This window comes from Rhodococcus koreensis, assembly GCF_900105905.1.
GTDB classification, from domain to species: Bacteria; Actinomycetota; Actinomycetes; order Mycobacteriales; family Mycobacteriaceae; genus Rhodococcus_F; species Rhodococcus_F koreensis.
Map to the genome: position 1 here is coordinate 1,728,209 of NZ_FNSV01000005.1, position 14,639 is coordinate 1,742,847.

Annotated in this window: 15 protein-coding genes; 6 read left to right on the forward strand and 9 right to left on the reverse strand. The window is 68.2% G+C overall.

Features of this window, described 5'->3' with window-relative positions; genetic code table 11:
- Positions 1–41: 41 nt before the first annotated feature.
- Together purE and BLV94_RS12830 are read right to left on the reverse strand one after the other, a co-directional pair.
- Positions 42–569 carry a 5-(carboxyamino)imidazole ribonucleotide mutase gene (gene purE / locus BLV94_RS12825; RefSeq protein ID WP_072951207.1) on the reverse strand — a complete coding sequence of 176 codons (528 nt, stop codon included), beginning with the start codon at positions 567–569 and terminating at the stop codon, positions 42–44.
- Positions 553–1,812 carry a 5-(carboxyamino)imidazole ribonucleotide synthase gene (locus tag BLV94_RS12830; protein WP_072951210.1) on the reverse strand — a complete coding sequence of 420 codons (1,260 nt, stop codon included), beginning with the start codon at positions 1,810–1,812 and terminating at the stop codon, positions 553–555. The genes purE and BLV94_RS12830 overlap by 17 nt, the downstream gene beginning before the upstream one ends.
- A 131-nt stretch (positions 1,813–1,943) precedes the next feature.
- Between BLV94_RS12830 and BLV94_RS12835 the strand changes: the two genes are divergently transcribed.
- Positions 1,944–2,489, forward strand: coding sequence for a GtrA family protein (locus tag BLV94_RS12835; protein WP_072951212.1), 546 nt, complete (start codon positions 1,944–1,946; stop codon positions 2,487–2,489).
- A gap of 3 nt (positions 2,490–2,492) precedes the next feature.
- Here the strand turns inward: BLV94_RS12835 and BLV94_RS12840 are convergent, their stop codons facing one another.
- Genes BLV94_RS12840 through BLV94_RS12860 form a run of 5 tightly spaced genes read right to left on the reverse strand, consistent with a single transcriptional unit; the run spans position 2,493 to position 6,551 of the window.
- Positions 2,493–3,827, reverse strand: coding sequence for a HAMP domain-containing sensor histidine kinase (locus tag BLV94_RS12840; RefSeq protein WP_072951214.1), 1,335 nt, complete (start codon positions 3,825–3,827; stop codon positions 2,493–2,495).
- A gap of 8 nt (positions 3,828–3,835) precedes the next feature.
- Complete coding sequence (locus tag BLV94_RS12845; RefSeq protein ID WP_025432276.1) at positions 3,836–4,516, reverse strand: response regulator transcription factor; 681 nt, start codon at positions 4,514–4,516, stop codon at positions 3,836–3,838.
- 39 nt (positions 4,517–4,555) lie between these two features.
- Positions 4,556–5,113, reverse strand: coding sequence for a PH domain-containing protein (locus BLV94_RS12850; protein WP_072951216.1), 558 nt, complete (start codon positions 5,111–5,113; stop codon positions 4,556–4,558).
- A 15-nt stretch (positions 5,114–5,128) separates the two neighbouring features.
- Positions 5,129–5,686 (reverse strand): HdeD family acid-resistance protein, encoded by a 558-nt coding sequence (locus tag BLV94_RS12855; RefSeq protein ID WP_072951218.1) that lies wholly within the window; start codon positions 5,684–5,686, stop codon positions 5,129–5,131.
- A gap of 16 nt (positions 5,687–5,702) precedes the next feature.
- Entirely contained in the window at positions 5,703–6,551 is an 849-nt protein-coding gene (locus BLV94_RS12860) for a biotin--[acetyl-CoA-carboxylase] ligase (RefSeq protein WP_072951226.1), read from the reverse strand.
- A gap of 116 nt (positions 6,552–6,667) precedes the next feature.
- Between BLV94_RS12860 and BLV94_RS12865 the strand changes: the two genes are divergently transcribed.
- Genes BLV94_RS12865 through BLV94_RS12875 form a run of 3 tightly spaced genes read left to right on the forward strand, consistent with a single transcriptional unit; the run spans position 6,668 to position 9,343 of the window.
- Complete coding sequence (locus BLV94_RS12865) at positions 6,668–8,308, forward strand: acyl-CoA carboxylase subunit beta (RefSeq protein ID WP_074933736.1); 1,641 nt, start codon at positions 6,668–6,670, stop codon at positions 8,306–8,308.
- A gap of 23 nt (positions 8,309–8,331) precedes the next feature.
- A complete protein-coding gene (locus BLV94_RS12870; RefSeq protein ID WP_072951510.1) occupies positions 8,332–8,688 on the forward strand; it encodes an acyl-CoA carboxylase subunit epsilon in 357 nt (118 codons plus the stop codon).
- Between the two features lie 10 nt (positions 8,689–8,698).
- Positions 8,699–9,343 (forward strand): Maf family protein, encoded by a 645-nt coding sequence (locus BLV94_RS12875; RefSeq protein ID WP_072951507.1) that lies wholly within the window; start codon positions 8,699–8,701, stop codon positions 9,341–9,343.
- On the opposite strand, the gene BLV94_RS12880 is transcribed toward BLV94_RS12875, so the two are convergent.
- Positions 9,326–11,044 (reverse strand): MFS transporter, encoded by a 1,719-nt coding sequence (locus BLV94_RS12880; RefSeq protein ID WP_072951504.1) that lies wholly within the window; start codon positions 11,042–11,044, stop codon positions 9,326–9,328. The two genes, BLV94_RS12875 and BLV94_RS12880, sit on opposite strands and share 18 nt — an antisense overlap.
- A 249-nt stretch (positions 11,045–11,293) precedes the next feature.
- Here BLV94_RS12880 and BLV94_RS12885 point away from each other — a divergent pair, with 249 nt between their 5' ends.
- Both BLV94_RS12885 and BLV94_RS12890 read left to right on the forward strand, forming a co-directional pair.
- Positions 11,294–12,811, forward strand: a complete 1,518-nt coding sequence (locus tag BLV94_RS12885; RefSeq protein WP_072951501.1) for a condensation domain-containing protein — start codon at positions 11,294–11,296, stop codon at positions 12,809–12,811.
- Complete coding sequence (locus BLV94_RS12890; RefSeq protein ID WP_074933738.1) at positions 12,811–14,253, forward strand: condensation domain-containing protein; 1,443 nt, start codon at positions 12,811–12,813, stop codon at positions 14,251–14,253. Before BLV94_RS12885 ends, BLV94_RS12890 begins: the two co-directional genes overlap by 1 nt.
- Here BLV94_RS12890 and BLV94_RS12895 read toward each other — a convergent pair.
- On the reverse strand, positions 14,220–14,630 hold the full coding sequence (locus BLV94_RS12895; protein ID WP_072951496.1) for a group III truncated hemoglobin: 411 nt from the start codon (positions 14,628–14,630) through the stop codon (positions 14,220–14,222). The two genes, BLV94_RS12890 and BLV94_RS12895, sit on opposite strands and share 34 nt — an antisense overlap.
- Positions 14,631–14,639 lie beyond the last annotated feature (9 nt).

The following is a 14,639-nucleotide window of genomic DNA, read 5'->3' on the forward strand; positions in this document are numbered from 1 at the left end:
TTCGGCCCTGAAAGAGCGAACAGTGGCGGCTGAGTACGACGTCAGCCCAGCAGCTTGTCGCGGAGGGCCTGATCCTTGCCCAGGACCATCTTCTCGAGCCCGTCCTGGAATGCGACCATCTGCTGCTGCAGGGCGGGGTCGGCGGCACCGAGGATGCGGACGGCGAGCAGGCCGGCGTTGCGTGCGCCGCCGATGGACACCGTCGCGACGGGGACGCCTGCCGGCATCTGCACGATCGAGAGCAGCGAGTCCATGCCGTCGAGGTACTTCAGCGGGACGGGCACACCGATGACGGGCAGCGGGGTGGCCGACGCGACCATGCCCGGCAGGTGGGCGGCGCCACCGGCGCCGGCGATGATCACCTGGATGCCGCGGCCGGCGGCGTCCTTCGCGTAGTCGAGCATGCGCTGCGGTGTGCGGTGTGCGGAGACGACACCGACCTCGAAGCGCACCCCGAATTCGGCGAGCGCCTCGGCGGCGGCCTCCATGGTGGGCCAGTCGGAGTCGCTGCCCATGATGAGCCCGACCTGTGCGCCCTGCCGTGCTGCCGTGTCACTCACCGTGTTCATCCCATCCGTCGGTCCATTCAGCGTGCGAGAGCCAGTGCGCGGCGCGTTCGGCGCGCTCACGGACCCGTGCCACGTACTCGGGGTCGTCGATCGAGCCGGGTCCGCCGACGATGTTCACGTGCCCGATCTTCCGGTCCTCACGTTCACCCTTGCCGTACAGGTGGATCTTCGCGTCGGGCATCCGGGCGAAGAGGTGGTGGACGCGTTCGTCCATGCTCATCTCGGGCGCGGTCGGCGCGCCGAGCACGTTCGCCATCACCGTGATCGGTGCGAGGGGTGCGGTGTCGCCGAGCGGGTAGTCGAGGACGGCGCGCAGATGCTGCTCGAACTGTGAGGTGCGGGCGCCGTCCATGGTCCAGTGGCCGGAGTTGTGCGGGCGCATCGCGAGTTCGTTGACGACGAGCGTGCCGTCGGTGGTCTCGAACAGTTCGACGGCCATGGCGCCGACGACACCGAGTTCGGACGCGATACGGAGCGCCAGTTCCTCGGCGGCCTCGGCGACCGCGTCGGGCAGCGCGGGGGCGGGGGCGAGGACCACGGCGCACTGTCCGTGGCGTTGCACGGTCTCCACGACCGGCCACGTGGCGCCCTGGCCGAACGGTGACCGCGCCACCATCGCGGACAGTTCACGCCGCATCTCGACCTTCTCCTCGACCAGGAGGGAGACACCCTTGTCGAGTTGCTGGGTGACGATGCGCTCGGCCTCGTCGGAATCGCCGGTGATCCACACGCCGCGACCGTCGTATCCGCCGCGGACGGCTTTGATGACGACGGGCCAGCCGTGTTCGGCGCCGAACTTCACGACGTCCTCGGCCCAGGTCACCTCGGCGAACGCCGGGACCGGGGCGCCGAGTTCGCCGAGCTTGCGGCGCATCGCGAGCTTGTCCTGCGCGTAGATCAGCGCCGTCGGCGGCGGCTGCACGTTGACACCCTCGGCGACCAGGACGTCGAGGTGCTCGGTGGGCACGTGCTCGTGGTCGAAGGTCAGCGCGTGCGACCCGACCGCGGCCCTGCGGAGCGCGTCGAGGTCGGTGTGGCTCCCGAGGACGACGTCGGGGCTCACCTGCGCTGCGGGTTCGTCGGCGGTGCCGGAGAGCACCCGCAGTGTCTGGCCGAGCGCGATTGCAGCCTGGTGGGTCATCCGCGCGAGTTGGCCGCCACCGATCATCGTCACGACGGGTTGCCCGGCGGTCAGATCGCGGGGTGTCGTGGGACGCGGTGTGGAGTCAGAGTTGCCGGTCACGGGTCACTAGTTTGTCACGTCCTGTGCCGGGTTCCGCCGCCGAGGTGGCCGGTCGGCAGTTTCTGTGATTCTCCTGATGATCTCACCGCCAATTGGTGGTATCCGGTCCGGCTTTCGTAAACTCATCCGTTGTGTCATTTGTCGACGGCGTCCTTGCACGCGTTCCCCAGCCTTTCCGGGCTCTCGCGTTGCGCCATCACGAACTGATCAAGTTCGCGATTGTGGGCGGCACCACCATGATCTTCGACCTCGCGATCTTCTATTCGCTGAGCCTCACGATCCTCGAAGAGAAGCCGGTAGTCGCCAAGGTTCTGTCCGGAATTCTCGCGACGGTCCTCAGTTACATTCTCAACCGCGAATGGTCGTTCAAGAACCGCGGCGGACGGGAACGCCACCACGAGGCCCTGCTGTTCTTCACGATCAGCGGAATCGGCGTCCTCCTCGCCGCCGCGCCCCTGTGGATCGCCAACAACGTGTTCGACATCCGCGAGACGCAGGACAACCTGACCACGCTGGTGATCGTCGACTTCGTGCTCAACTACATCATCGGAAACCTGCTGCAGATGGTGTTCCGCTTCTGGGCCCTCCGCCGGTTCGCCTTCCCCGACGAGAACGTGCATCTCATCGATCCGGACCTCCTCGACGAGACCGCCGAGGAAGAAATCGGCCAACCCTGAGTATCAGCGCGGTTCCCGGGTCCCGGTGACCCGCGTCGGCACGTGTTCCCGGGCGATGGGAACGAAGATCGCGAACAGGGCCGGCCGGCGCCGCTGAAGTTCCAGCCGGCCGCCGTCCGCTTCGATGAGCGCACGGGCCAGCGCCAGGCCCACACCGGTCGAACCGGCCCCCGAGAAACCGCGGTCGAAGATGTGCGGCGCGAGGTCGTTGCTGACGCCGACACCCTCGTCCGACACCTCCACACACACCATCGCCTCGCGCGGCGACAGTTCCTTGCCCGGCGCCCTCTGATTCTGTCCCTGGATCAGCCGCACCGAGACGGTGCACGTCCCCGACCCGTGCATGAGCGCGTTGTCGACGAGGACCGCCACGGCCTCACGGAGCCGGGAACCGGTGGTCGACGCCATCACGTTCGTGTCTCCGCGCAGCAGCAACTCGCGGTCGGCGTCCTCGAACGGCCGTTTCCAGTCCGCGATGACCACACTGAGTTCCCGGATGACCGACACCTGGGTCTCCGTGCCGCTGCTGCGGGAGGAACGGACCAGTTCGTCGATCGCGACGGTCAGCCGGTCCACCTGCGCCATGGCCTCGTCGGCCTCGACGACGACGGCCGGATCCGGGTGCACGGACAGCTCGTCGAGCCGGAGGCGGACGGCCGTGAGTCGGCTGCGGAGCTGGTGGGAGACGTCGGCGACGAGTGCGTGTTCGCGCTGCAACCGTCCCGCGATCTCGACGGTCGCCGAGTCGAGAACGTCGGAGACGCGGTCGAGTTCGGGGATGCCGTGTCGTCGCACGTCCGGCCGGAAGTCGCCCTCCGCGAGCCGGGCCGCCCGGTTCGCGACGTCCCGTAGCGGATCGGCGAGCCGCTTCGCCGTGACGTAGGCCACGACGGTGCCTGCGGCGATGGACACGAGTACCAGCAGCGCGACGGCACCGACGGCCTGGCGTTGCTGGGTGCGCATCTCGTCGGACGGCACCTCGAGGCGGAGCGAACCGGACGTGCCCATCGCGAGAGACTCCACCAGGGGCGACGGCACGGACGATTCGCCGATGTCGACGCGCGCGGCGCCGTCGTCGGTGGTCGGGTACACCACGACGAGTCGGCCCCCGGCGGGCGTCAGCAGTCGCAGAGAGTTCGTGTCGAGGTCGCCCTCGACGACGCCGTTGATGCCCTCCTGGGTGATGATCTCCGTCGCCATCCGATCCAGCCGGACCTGCAGGTCGCTCCGATTGAAGTCCTCGACCCACAACCAGGCCGTGTAGATCAGCGGCACACCGAGCAGCAGCGCCGTCAGGATCACGACTGCGAGGATCGACTGGAGAATTCTGCGGCGCACTGGCCCGCCTAGTCGGTGTTGATGCGGAAACCGACGCCGCGGACCGTCGCGATGCGACGTTCGGCGGCGGGGCCCTCGTCACCGATCTTCCGGCGAAGCCACGACATGTGCATGTCGAGGGTCTTCGAGCCGCGCAGTTCCACGTCGCCCCACACTTCCGCGAGGATCGTGTCGCGCGACACGACCTGTCCCGCGTGTTCGAGCAGCACCCGCAGAAGCTCGTACTCCTTGTTGGCGAGGGCGATCTCGGTTCCGTTCACGAGCACCCGGCGGGCCGCCGGCTCGAGCCGGATGCCCCCGACCTCGACGACCGAATCCTCGCCGCCGCCGCGACGGCGCAGCAGCGCACGCACCCGGGCCATCAACTCCGCCAACCGGAACGGCTTCCCTACGTAGTCGTCGGCTCCGGCGTCGAGTCCGACGACGAAGTCGACCTCGTCGGTGCGCGCGGTGAGCATGAGCACCGCCAGTTCCGAACTGTGGGCACGCACTTGCCTGCACACCTCGAGCCCGTCCATCCCCGGGAGTCCGAGGTCCAGGATCAGCAGGTCGTAGGCCCCGTCGAGCGCCTGTTCCAGCGCTGCCGGGCCGGTCTGCTCGATGGTGACGTCGTACCCTTCCCGGCCCAGTGCCCGCGACAGCGGGGCGGCGATGGCTTCGTCATCTTCGGCAAGCAATACAGCAGTCACCTCCACAGCGTACGGAGGTGCGGAGACGGCCGTGACCGGTTACCAGCCTTTGCCGGTGTCGGCGTCACCGCGCGGGTCTTCCCGCTCCTGTTCGCGGTGGAGATCCATCGCGTCGAACACCTGGTGGTAGAGCAGCGAGTGGACGCGCTGAACGTCGGGGATGTCGTCGAATTCCAGCGGGTCGTCGGAGGACGACACGATGACCAGCGTTCCGGTGCGGAGCATCCGGTCGAGGAGGCCGTGCCGGAACTGCACGTTGCTGATGCGCCCCATCGGAATGTCGATCCCCGTGTGCGTCATCACACCCTGGCGGATGAGGACGCGTCGGTCGGTGACGATGAAGTGGGTGAACTTCCAGCTGAGAAACGGCGCGACGCAGCGCCATCCGACGAGTCCCAGCCACAGCACGAGGACGACGACGAGCACGACGGTCAGCGCGGAGCCGTCCAGCTTGTTCTCGGCGAAGCCCGACGCGAAACCCGCGACCGCCGTCGCCAGCAGAAAGGTGACGGCGGGGAGCAGCAACATCTTCCAGTGCGGATGGCGGTGAAGCAGTAGTTCCTCGTCCTCGGCGAGCGCGTCCTCCGGATATCCCATGCGACGAGTGTGCCTCTACCTCATGCGGCTGAGCACGATCGGGGTGATCACGATGATGATGCCGTACAGCACCATCCACACTCCGACCACGATCACGAACACCTCGAGCGACAGTTCGGGCTGCAGGAGCACGAAGGCCCCGGCGACCACGCTGATCACTCCGAGCACGATGGTCAGACCGCGATTCGCGACCGACCCGGAGGCACCCTCGACGATTTCGAGGACACCCCGGAACACCCACCACGCACCGACGACGAGCGCGATGATGACGACGGTCTGGAGCGGGCTCCTCAGCACGAGGAACGCGAGAAGTATTGCCAGGGCGCCGGATACGCCCACGAGGGTGCGCGCGCCTCCACTGGCCTCGACGTCGGCGAACGCCCGGATGATCTGGACGATCCCGAATCCGAAGAACTGGATGGCGATCAGGACGGCCAGCACCGTGAGTGTCACGTGCGGCCACACGAGCACGGCGATGCCCAGGCCCAGGGTGAGCAGACCGAGCACCACCGTGAGGCCGGTCAACGTGCGCCGGGCTGCGGTGACGGAGGACTCCGGAATTGAGGTACTCATGTACCACAGTGTGGCACTACTCGGTGCGCACCGGGCGTAAATGTGTGATGTCACCTGCGGCGACGGCGACCGTGCCGGGCTGTCCGTCCGGGGCGATCACGACCCGGCCCTCCGCGTCGACGTCCGTTGCGATGCCGATCAGTTCACGCCCGCCGGGCAGTTCGGCGCGCACCCGTTGGCCGAGCGTGCCGCAGCGCTCACGGTAGGCCGCGGCGAGTTCCGTGACGTCCCAGTTCGAGTCGTGCCACTGCCGCCAGCGATCGGCGATGGCGCGCAGCACCGCCCGCACCAGGGTGTCGCGGTCACTGACCTCGGCGCCCTCGAGGACGAGCGACGTCGCGTGCTCGACGGGCAGTTCGTCTCTCGTGAGGCTCACGTTGAGTCCGATCCCCACGACGACCGCGGGATCCGGTGCCGTGGCGGACACCTCGGCGAGGATCCCGGCGACCTTGCGTCCGTCGATCAGCACATCGTTGGGCCACTTCAGTTCCGCGGGCACCTTGGCGGTGGCGCGCAGCGCGTCCACGACGGCGACGCCGGTCAGCAGCGGCAGCCACCCCATGTCCTGGAGGCTCATCCCCGGCATCGTCAGCAACGCCGAGACGGCGATCTGCGCCTGCGGCGGGCTCACCCAGGCGCGGGAGTGGCGGCCCCGGCCGCTGCCCTGGAATTCGGCGAGCAGCACGTGCCGGTCGCAGTCCGACGACGCGGCGCGCGCGAGAAGGTCCGCATTGGTGGACCCGGTCTCCTGCACCACGTCGAGCCGAGACCAGAACGTGCGGGTGTCGCTGTCGTCGTCACCGCGGACGAGTGCCGCCCGCAGATTGTCGGCGTTGAGAGGGGGTCGGTTCAGGTCGGTCCACATCACCACAGCCTAGGACCAGCAGGAAAAGGTACTGGTCAGTAGCCGGGTCCGGGCAACCCGCCGCCTGACCACCTCCCTTGGCAGAAGGTCGCCGGCGCTCGTTAAGCTGACCTGTCATGACCACTGTTCAGGAGCCGAGCGCGGCGGAGTCGGCGAGTACGCCCGATATTCACACGACGGCGGGAAAGCTCGCCGACCTGCGTAATCGTCAGGCCGAGGCGCAGCACCCGAGCGGTGAAGCCGCGGTCGACAAGGTCCACGCCAAGGGCAAGCTCACCGCCCGCGAACGCATCACCGCCCTGCTCGACGAGGGCTCCTTCGTCGAACTCGACGCCCTCGCCCGCCACCGCTCGGTGAACTTCGGCCTCGCCGACAACCGCCCCGTCGGCGACGGCGTCGTCACCGGCTACGGCACCGTCGACGGCCGCGACGTCTGCGTGTTCTCCCAGGACGCCACCGTGTTCGGCGGCTCCCTCGGCGAAATCTACGGCGAAAAAATCGTCAAGGTCATGGACCTCGCCCTCAAAACCGGGCGCCCCCTGATCGGCATCAACGAAGGCGCCGGCGCCCGCATCCAGGAAGGCGTCGTCTCCCTCGGCCTCTACGGCGAAATCTTCCACCGCAACGTCCAGGCCTCCGGCGTCATCCCCCAGATCTCCCTGATCATGGGCCCCGCCGCCGGCGGCCACGTCTACTCCCCCGCCCTCACCGACTTCGTCGTCATGGTCGACCAAACCTCCCAGATGTTCGTCACCGGCCCCGACGTCATCAAGACCGTCACCGGCGAAGACGTCACCATGGAAGACCTCGGCGGCGCGCACACCCACATGGTCAAGTCCGGCGTCGCCCACTACGTCGCCTCCGGCGAACAGGACGCCCTCGACTACGTCAAGGACCTCCTCTCCTACCTGCCGTCGAACAATCAGGCCGCCGCCCCCCGGATGCTGCCCACCGACCCGATCACCGGCGCCATCGAGGACTCCCTCACCGCCGAGGACCTCGAACTCGACACCCTGATCCCGGACTCGGCGAACCAGCCCTACGACATGCACGAGGTCATCCGCCGCATCCTCGACGACGACGAATTCCTCGAGGTCCAGGCCGAACGCGCCGGCAACATCGTCGTCGGCTTCGGCCGCGTCGACGGCCGCTCCGTCGGCATCGTCGCCAACCAGCCCACCGTCTTCGCCGGCTGCCTCGACATCGACGCCTCCGAAAAAGCCGCCCGCTTCGTGCGCACCTGCGACGCGTTCAACGTCCCGATCATCACCCTCGTCGACGTCCCCGGCTTCCTGCCCGGCACCGACCAGGAATACAACGGCATCATCCGCCGCGGCGCCAAACTGCTCTACGCCTACGGCGAGGCCACCGTCGGCAAGATCACCGTCATCACCCGCAAGGCCTACGGCGGCGCCTACGACGTGATGGGCTCCAAGCACATGGGCGCCGACGTCAACCTGGCCTGGCCCACCGCCCAGATCGCCGTGATGGGCGCCTCCGGCGCCGTCGGGTTCGTCTACCGCAAACGCCTGCTCGAGGCCGCCAAGAACGGTGACGACGTCGACGCGCTGCGCCTGCAACTGCAACAGGAATACGAGGACACCCTCGTCAACCCGTACGTCGCCGCCGAACGCGGCTACGTCGACGCCGTCATCCCCCCGTCCCACACCCGCGGACAGATCGTGGCCGCCCTGCGCCTGCTCGAACGCAAAATGGTCACCCTCCCGCCCAAGAAGCATGGGAACATCCCGCTATGAGCGTCGGCGAATCATTGGACAGAGTGACTGCTATCACCGAGGACGACGTGCGCACCGAGACCAGCCCGGACGCGACGTCGCCAGTCAACGGTTCCGCAGCGGGCACCACGCTCGAGGAGGGCGCGGTCACCGACCTCCCCGCCGACAGTGCAGCGGCCGACGCGGCCCGTGAGCCGTTCCTGAAGGTGGTCAACGGTTCTCCCTCCGACGAGGAGATCGCGGCGCTCGTCGCGGTGCTGTCCGCGGCCGCCGCCGCAGGCAGCGGTGATCCGGATTCGGGTATCCCGCCCGAGTCCTGGGGTGCTCCCACCCGGATGCACCGGAGCGTCGCCCCGTTCTCGCCGTACGCGTTCCCGAACGTGTCGGCGTACCGGCGTTGATCCGGGCCTCGTGACGTCGTTCGTTCTCGCCTCGGCGTCCCCGGCGCGGCTGGCCGTGCTGCGCAGCGCCGGGGTGGAACCGGTGGTGCGAGTCTCCGGGGTCGACGAGGACGCCCTCATCGCGGCACTCGGTGCCGACGCCGCCCCCGAGCACGTCGTCACCGAATTGGCCCGCGCCAAGGCAAAGGACGTCCTCCCCGTTCTCGCACGGGACGGGATCTCGGATGCCGTGATCGTCGGATGCGACTCCATGCTGCTGATCGACGGCGCCCTGCAGGGCAAGCCCGGGACCGTCGACGTCGCGCGCGAGCGCTGGTCGTCGATGGCCGGCCGTAGCGCGACCCTGCTCACCGGGCACAGCGTCCTGCGGATCACCGAGGGCACCGTGGTGGGTGACGCACACGACCACAGCGCCACCGTGGTCCATTTCGCGAGCCCACCGGACGCCGATCTGGAGGCCTACCTCGCGACCGGGGAACCACTCCAGGTCGCGGGTGCGTTCACCCTCGACAGCCTCGGCGGATGGTTCGTGGACCGCATCGAGGGCGACCCGTCCAGCGTGATCGGGATCGGTCTGCCACTCGTCCGGAGGTTGCTCGCGGACGTCGGGGTCGGCGTCGCCGAGTTGTGGGCGACGTCAGGCCGCGGCGACTGACCCGTCGTCGACCGGCTGGTTCCGGCGCGGCAGGGTCAGCGACGCCACCCCGATGGCAGCGGCGACCGCCGCGATGATCCAGAGGATGCGGCGTTCCGCCTGCAGAAACGCCTCACCCGCCGCATTGCGGGTCGATTCCCGCGCCGCGACCACCGCGGAGTCGGCGATCTGCTGCTGGGCAGCACCGAGCGGGGTTCCTCCCGATACCGGTGAGCGGCACTCGTCGGGCACCTTCATCGGGGACGTGGACCCGAGCTGTTCCGACGCGCACCGCACGAACGTCTCCTCCGCGCGCGGGATCAGCCCCGGCGGCACCCCGACCTCGGCGAGCTGAGCGGTCAGCGCCGGCCGCTCGGCCTGCACCGCGTCCGCCGACTGCGTCGCGACGAGGTTGAAGAACACCACGCCGATCACCGCGAGCCCGATCGAACTGCCCACCTGCTGAACCGTCGGCAGCAGCCCGGACACCGAGCCCGCGTTCTGCGGTCGCACGGTCGCGAGGATCGCCGTCTGGAGCGGCGCTACGAACAATCCGAGCCCGGCTCCCCCGATGAACAGGGGCCCGGCCAGCGCCGACCACCTCGGATCGGTGCCCTCGTGCTGCAGTTGCGCTGCCAGCACGACGAGGGAGCCTGCGAACAGCGCCATCCCCGACGGCAGGACGAGGTTGCCGATGCGCCGGTAGACGGCGGCGGAGGCCAGCGCGGCGAGACCGGTGCCGAGCGCCCACGGCAGCGTCATCATCCCGGCCCGCAGCGGGGAGAACCCGAACCCGAACTGCAGGGTGAGAGAGATGGTGAAGATCAGCGACGTGAGCGTGCCGAAGAATACGAACGCGATGGCGGCGCCCAGCGAGAACGCGCGGTCGGTGAACAACTCCAGGCGCAGGACCGGGTCGCCGCCGCGGCGCCCGAGCCGCCATTCGTAGACGACGAAGGCGATCAGCACCGGCACCGAGCACAGCAGCATCACCACGATCGACGTCGGCCAGCCGCGTTCACGTCCTTCCGCGAGCGGAAAGATCAGGAGGAACAGCCCGACTGCCGACAGCACGGCGCCGCCCAGGTCGAGTTGGCGAACACCGTCCGGCTTCGCGTCGACGAGGTAGAAGTAGCCGAGGACCAGGGCGGCGAGACCGAGCGGGAGGTTGACGAAGAAGATGAGCCGCCAGCCCCAGCCGAAGAGGTCCCACTGGATGAGAAGTCCGCCGACGAGCGGGCCGCAGATCGTGGCGAGCCCGATGGTCGCGCCGTAGATCCCGAACACCCGCGGATGGGCGCGTTTCGGGAAGAGCCCCGAGATGATGGCGAACGTCTGAGCCGACATCGACCCCGCCGCGAGGCCCTGCAACGCCCGCGACACGACGAGAGCGGTCGGCGACTGGGCCAGTCCACAGAGCAGTGAGGCCACGATGAAGACGGCCAGCGCGGTGAGGAAGACCCGTCGCCTGCCGAGCAGATCCCCCAGTCGCGCCGCCGTGATCAGGGAACATGCGAAAGACAGCGTGTAGACGCTCACCATCAGCAGCTGCGCCGACACCGAGGCGCCCAGATCGACTGCGATGCTCGGAAGCGCGACGTTGACGATGGTCGCGTCCAGGAGTTGCATGAAGACGGCGGCGAGACTGGTGGCCAGACCCAGCCACGGGACCCACCGACCGAGTTCGCCTCGGTAAAGTGCGTCACGCTGAGTCACAGGCATCCGGACAGGTTAGCGGCTCGAACCTCACAGAAAGCTGTGAGGTTGTTCAAAGATTGCTGGATGCTACGCGAAGAACTTGCAGCGTGGAACCCTTTTGCCCGACACTTGACTGGACCGGGACCGACCTGTAATCAGTCTCATACTTCGTTACCTCTCGCGGTAAGGCACTGGGTGCCGCATCCTGTTGCGAGAAGTCCGTGCCACACCCGACCGACCTCGCAACTCGAATTCGACACCAGGAGCCGCTCGATGGACTTGAACTTGATCACCCACTGGAAGCCAGAGCCTGGGCGGGTCGTCGAGTGGAAAGTCACGGACGCGAGTGCACGTGCGGCTGCCGGGGCGCCGGTCGATCCGGCACTGCCGACCACCATGCAGGAACGGCATCTGCGGCGGGCCCGGCTGGCGGCGAACAACGGCGAGACCCAGTCCCCGTGGATCGGCATCGCCTTCGACTTTCCGGGCCGCCTCGACACCGCCGCGATGACCCGCACCCTGGAGCGTTACGTCCTGCGGCACGACACGCTGCACAGCTGGTTCTCGTTCGAGAACGCGGACGCCGACCCCACGGACACCGCCAACGCCGTCCGACGGCACGTCGTGCCTGCCGACTCCATCGCGCTCACGGCACACGAGGGCGAGACCCTCACCACCCCTGAACAGGTCCGCGACCACATCGCCGCGCGCTTCGCGAACGACACGAGCGCGTTGGCCTGGCCTGCATTCGTGTTCGGGGTGGTGGAGCACTACGACACCGGGGTTCCCGGGAGCGAGGACAGCTTCACCCTGTTCCACGCCGTCGATCACGCGCACACCGACATGCAGTCGATGATCCTCACGTTTGCCGAGACCCGGATCCTCTATCGGGCCGAACTCGACGGCGCGGAGCCCGAACTGCCGGACCCGGGAAGCTACGTGGAGTACAGCCGGCGGGAACGGGAGAAGGCGGCGACGCTGACCCTCGCCTCCCCCGAGGTCCACGGCTGGATCGGCCACCTCACCCGCAACGGCGGAACCTTCCCGAGCTTTCCCCTCGACCTCGGCGCCTCCGACGAACCCAAACCGGCCATCGGCAGCCGGTTCGACCTCGCCGACGCCGACGAGTGCGAGCGGTTCGGTGCCGTGTGCAAGGCCCACGGTTCCAACTTCATCGGCGGCGTGTTCGCGGCCCTTGCCATCACCGAACACGAGTTGGTCGGGCGCGACCGCTACATGGCGCTGTCCCCCCTCACCACCCGCAACGATCCGCAGTTCTACTGGTCCCAGGGGTGGTTCATCAACCTCATTCCGGTCGGGTTCGCCCTGGAGGATGCCACGACGTTCACGGGACTCGCTCAGCGCGCGCAGGACGCCTACCGTTCGGGCAAGGCTCTCGGTGAGGTGTCCGTGCAGCAGGTGATCGACACCGTGCTCGCTCAGGCCGGCCCCGAGGCGACGTCGCAGCACACCACGCTCGCACCGCCGCCGATCGTGTCGTACATCGACGGCCGGCGGTTGCCGCAGACCGAGAATTTCACGTCGACCCGCGCGACCGGCATCGTAGGTGGCAAGGCCACCCAGATCGCGTCGATCTGGATCAATCGCGTCTTCGAGGGCACGTGGATGGCCGTCTCGCATCCGGACACCGAGGAGGCGCACCGATCGGTGACGGCGTATGCCGAACGATTGTCGACCATCATGAAAACCGTGGCACGCGACGGCGATTACACGGTGACGCCCTTCGCGCCGGCGGCCGCGGAATCCGCGACTGCCACAGGGGCGGAGTAGTGCACGTCACGTCCATCGACCGGTACATGCTCGAACCCGGCTTGGTGACGGAATGGTCCGTCGCGCCGGGCGAAGTGTCGGCCTCGGCGGTGCCGCCGTCGTACAACCAGCAGTTCCATCTCGATACCGCGCGCACGCACGGTGTCGGCCGAAGCGTCTGGATGGCAGCGGCTTTCGACCTCCCCGGCCGACTCGACCGGGACGCGCTCGCGGAGGCGCTGGTGCATTTCATCCGGCGTCACGACACGCTGCAGACCGGCTTCGACGTGAGCCCGGACGCGATGGCACGGGTGGATCTCGACCCCGACGACATCACCGTCGTCGCGTCCGAGTCCTCGGTGACGACGTCACCGCACGAGCTCCGCGACCATCTGCGGTACCGGTTCACCGAGGCGTGCGATCCGCTGACGTTCCCCGCCTACCTGTTCGCGACCATCGAGCGCGACTCGCACTACACCGTGGTCAGTGCGTTCGATCACACGCTCGTCGACGGGTATTCGCTCGTCATCGCGCTGGGCGAACTCCGGCAGATCTATCAGCGAATCATCGGGCTGGGCCGCTCGGGTGTACTCACCGAAGCGGAGCTGACGGAGGAACTCGGTGATCCGGGGAGCTTCCTGCGGTACTGCGAACTCGAGGCCGAGGCGCCGGTCACCGAGATCGGCGACCCCCGGGTGCGGGAATGGGCCCGCTTCTACGAGCGCTGCGGCGGCACCGCGCCCAGTTTCCCGCTCGATCTGGGTGTCGAGGCCGGTAGGCCCGCCCCGCAGGGCGCCGACGTGCGTCCCCTCCTCGATGCCGCGGACACCGACCGGTTCGAGGAGATCTGCCTGGACTCCGGGGGAAGCCTGTTCACGGGGACGCTCACCGCGATGGGCCTGGCCGTGCAGTCGATCGATGGCACCGACCGGATGCCGTTGCAGTTTCCGCTGCACATCCGCCAGGACCCGCAGTGGGCCAACGCGATCGGGTGGCTCACGACGAGCGCGCCGCTGACGGTCGAACTGACCCCCGACTGCGACTTCCAAGCCTCGCTGGCGCACACCCACGCCTCGTTCCGCACGGCGCTCACGCTCAAGGGCGTCACGATGGCCCAGGTGCGGGAGGCACTCGGTGACGGATATCGCCGGACCCGCACCGATGTGTTCATGGTCTCCTACATCGACTACCGCAAGCTGCCGGGCACCGACGACCACGACGAACTGAACGCCCATCACATCAGCAACGTGACGGTCGCGGACGATGCCCAGTTCTGGATCTCACGCACCCAGCGGGGTCTCGCGCTGCGGTCGCGGTTCCCCGAGACGCCGACGGCCCGGCGCGCGGTCACGGAGTTCCTGGTACGGCTGCGGGAGATCATGCACGACGTCTGCGAGAACGGTGTCACTCCCATCGCCGAGCTCACCAGTCAGCTGAACCTGGAGGGCACTCCGGTCGTCTGACCACCGGAGGGCTCGAACAGCCGTCGCCGCATCCCGACTGCGATCCTGGCCGCCTCGACCTTGGCCTGCTGCGCGACGTCGCCGAGGAACAACTCGTCGACGCTGGACGTCCACAGCTCGACCCAGCGGTCGAAGTGCCGGTCGGTGAATCCGTGCCTGCCGTGCAGCGCCCGGTGCACGGCACCGACGCTGCCGCGGTAGACGCCGGTGCGCAGCAGGATCGTCTCCCAGAAGTCGCACATGACGGGCAGGTGGTCGTCCAGGCCGATCACCATGAGCGTCTCGAATACCGGTTCGAGGACCGGGTCGGCGAATGCCCGGCCGTAGAAGTGCCGGAGCAGCAGTTCCAGGTCGGCGCGCGTCGCGATGTCGGGCATGGGGCCTCC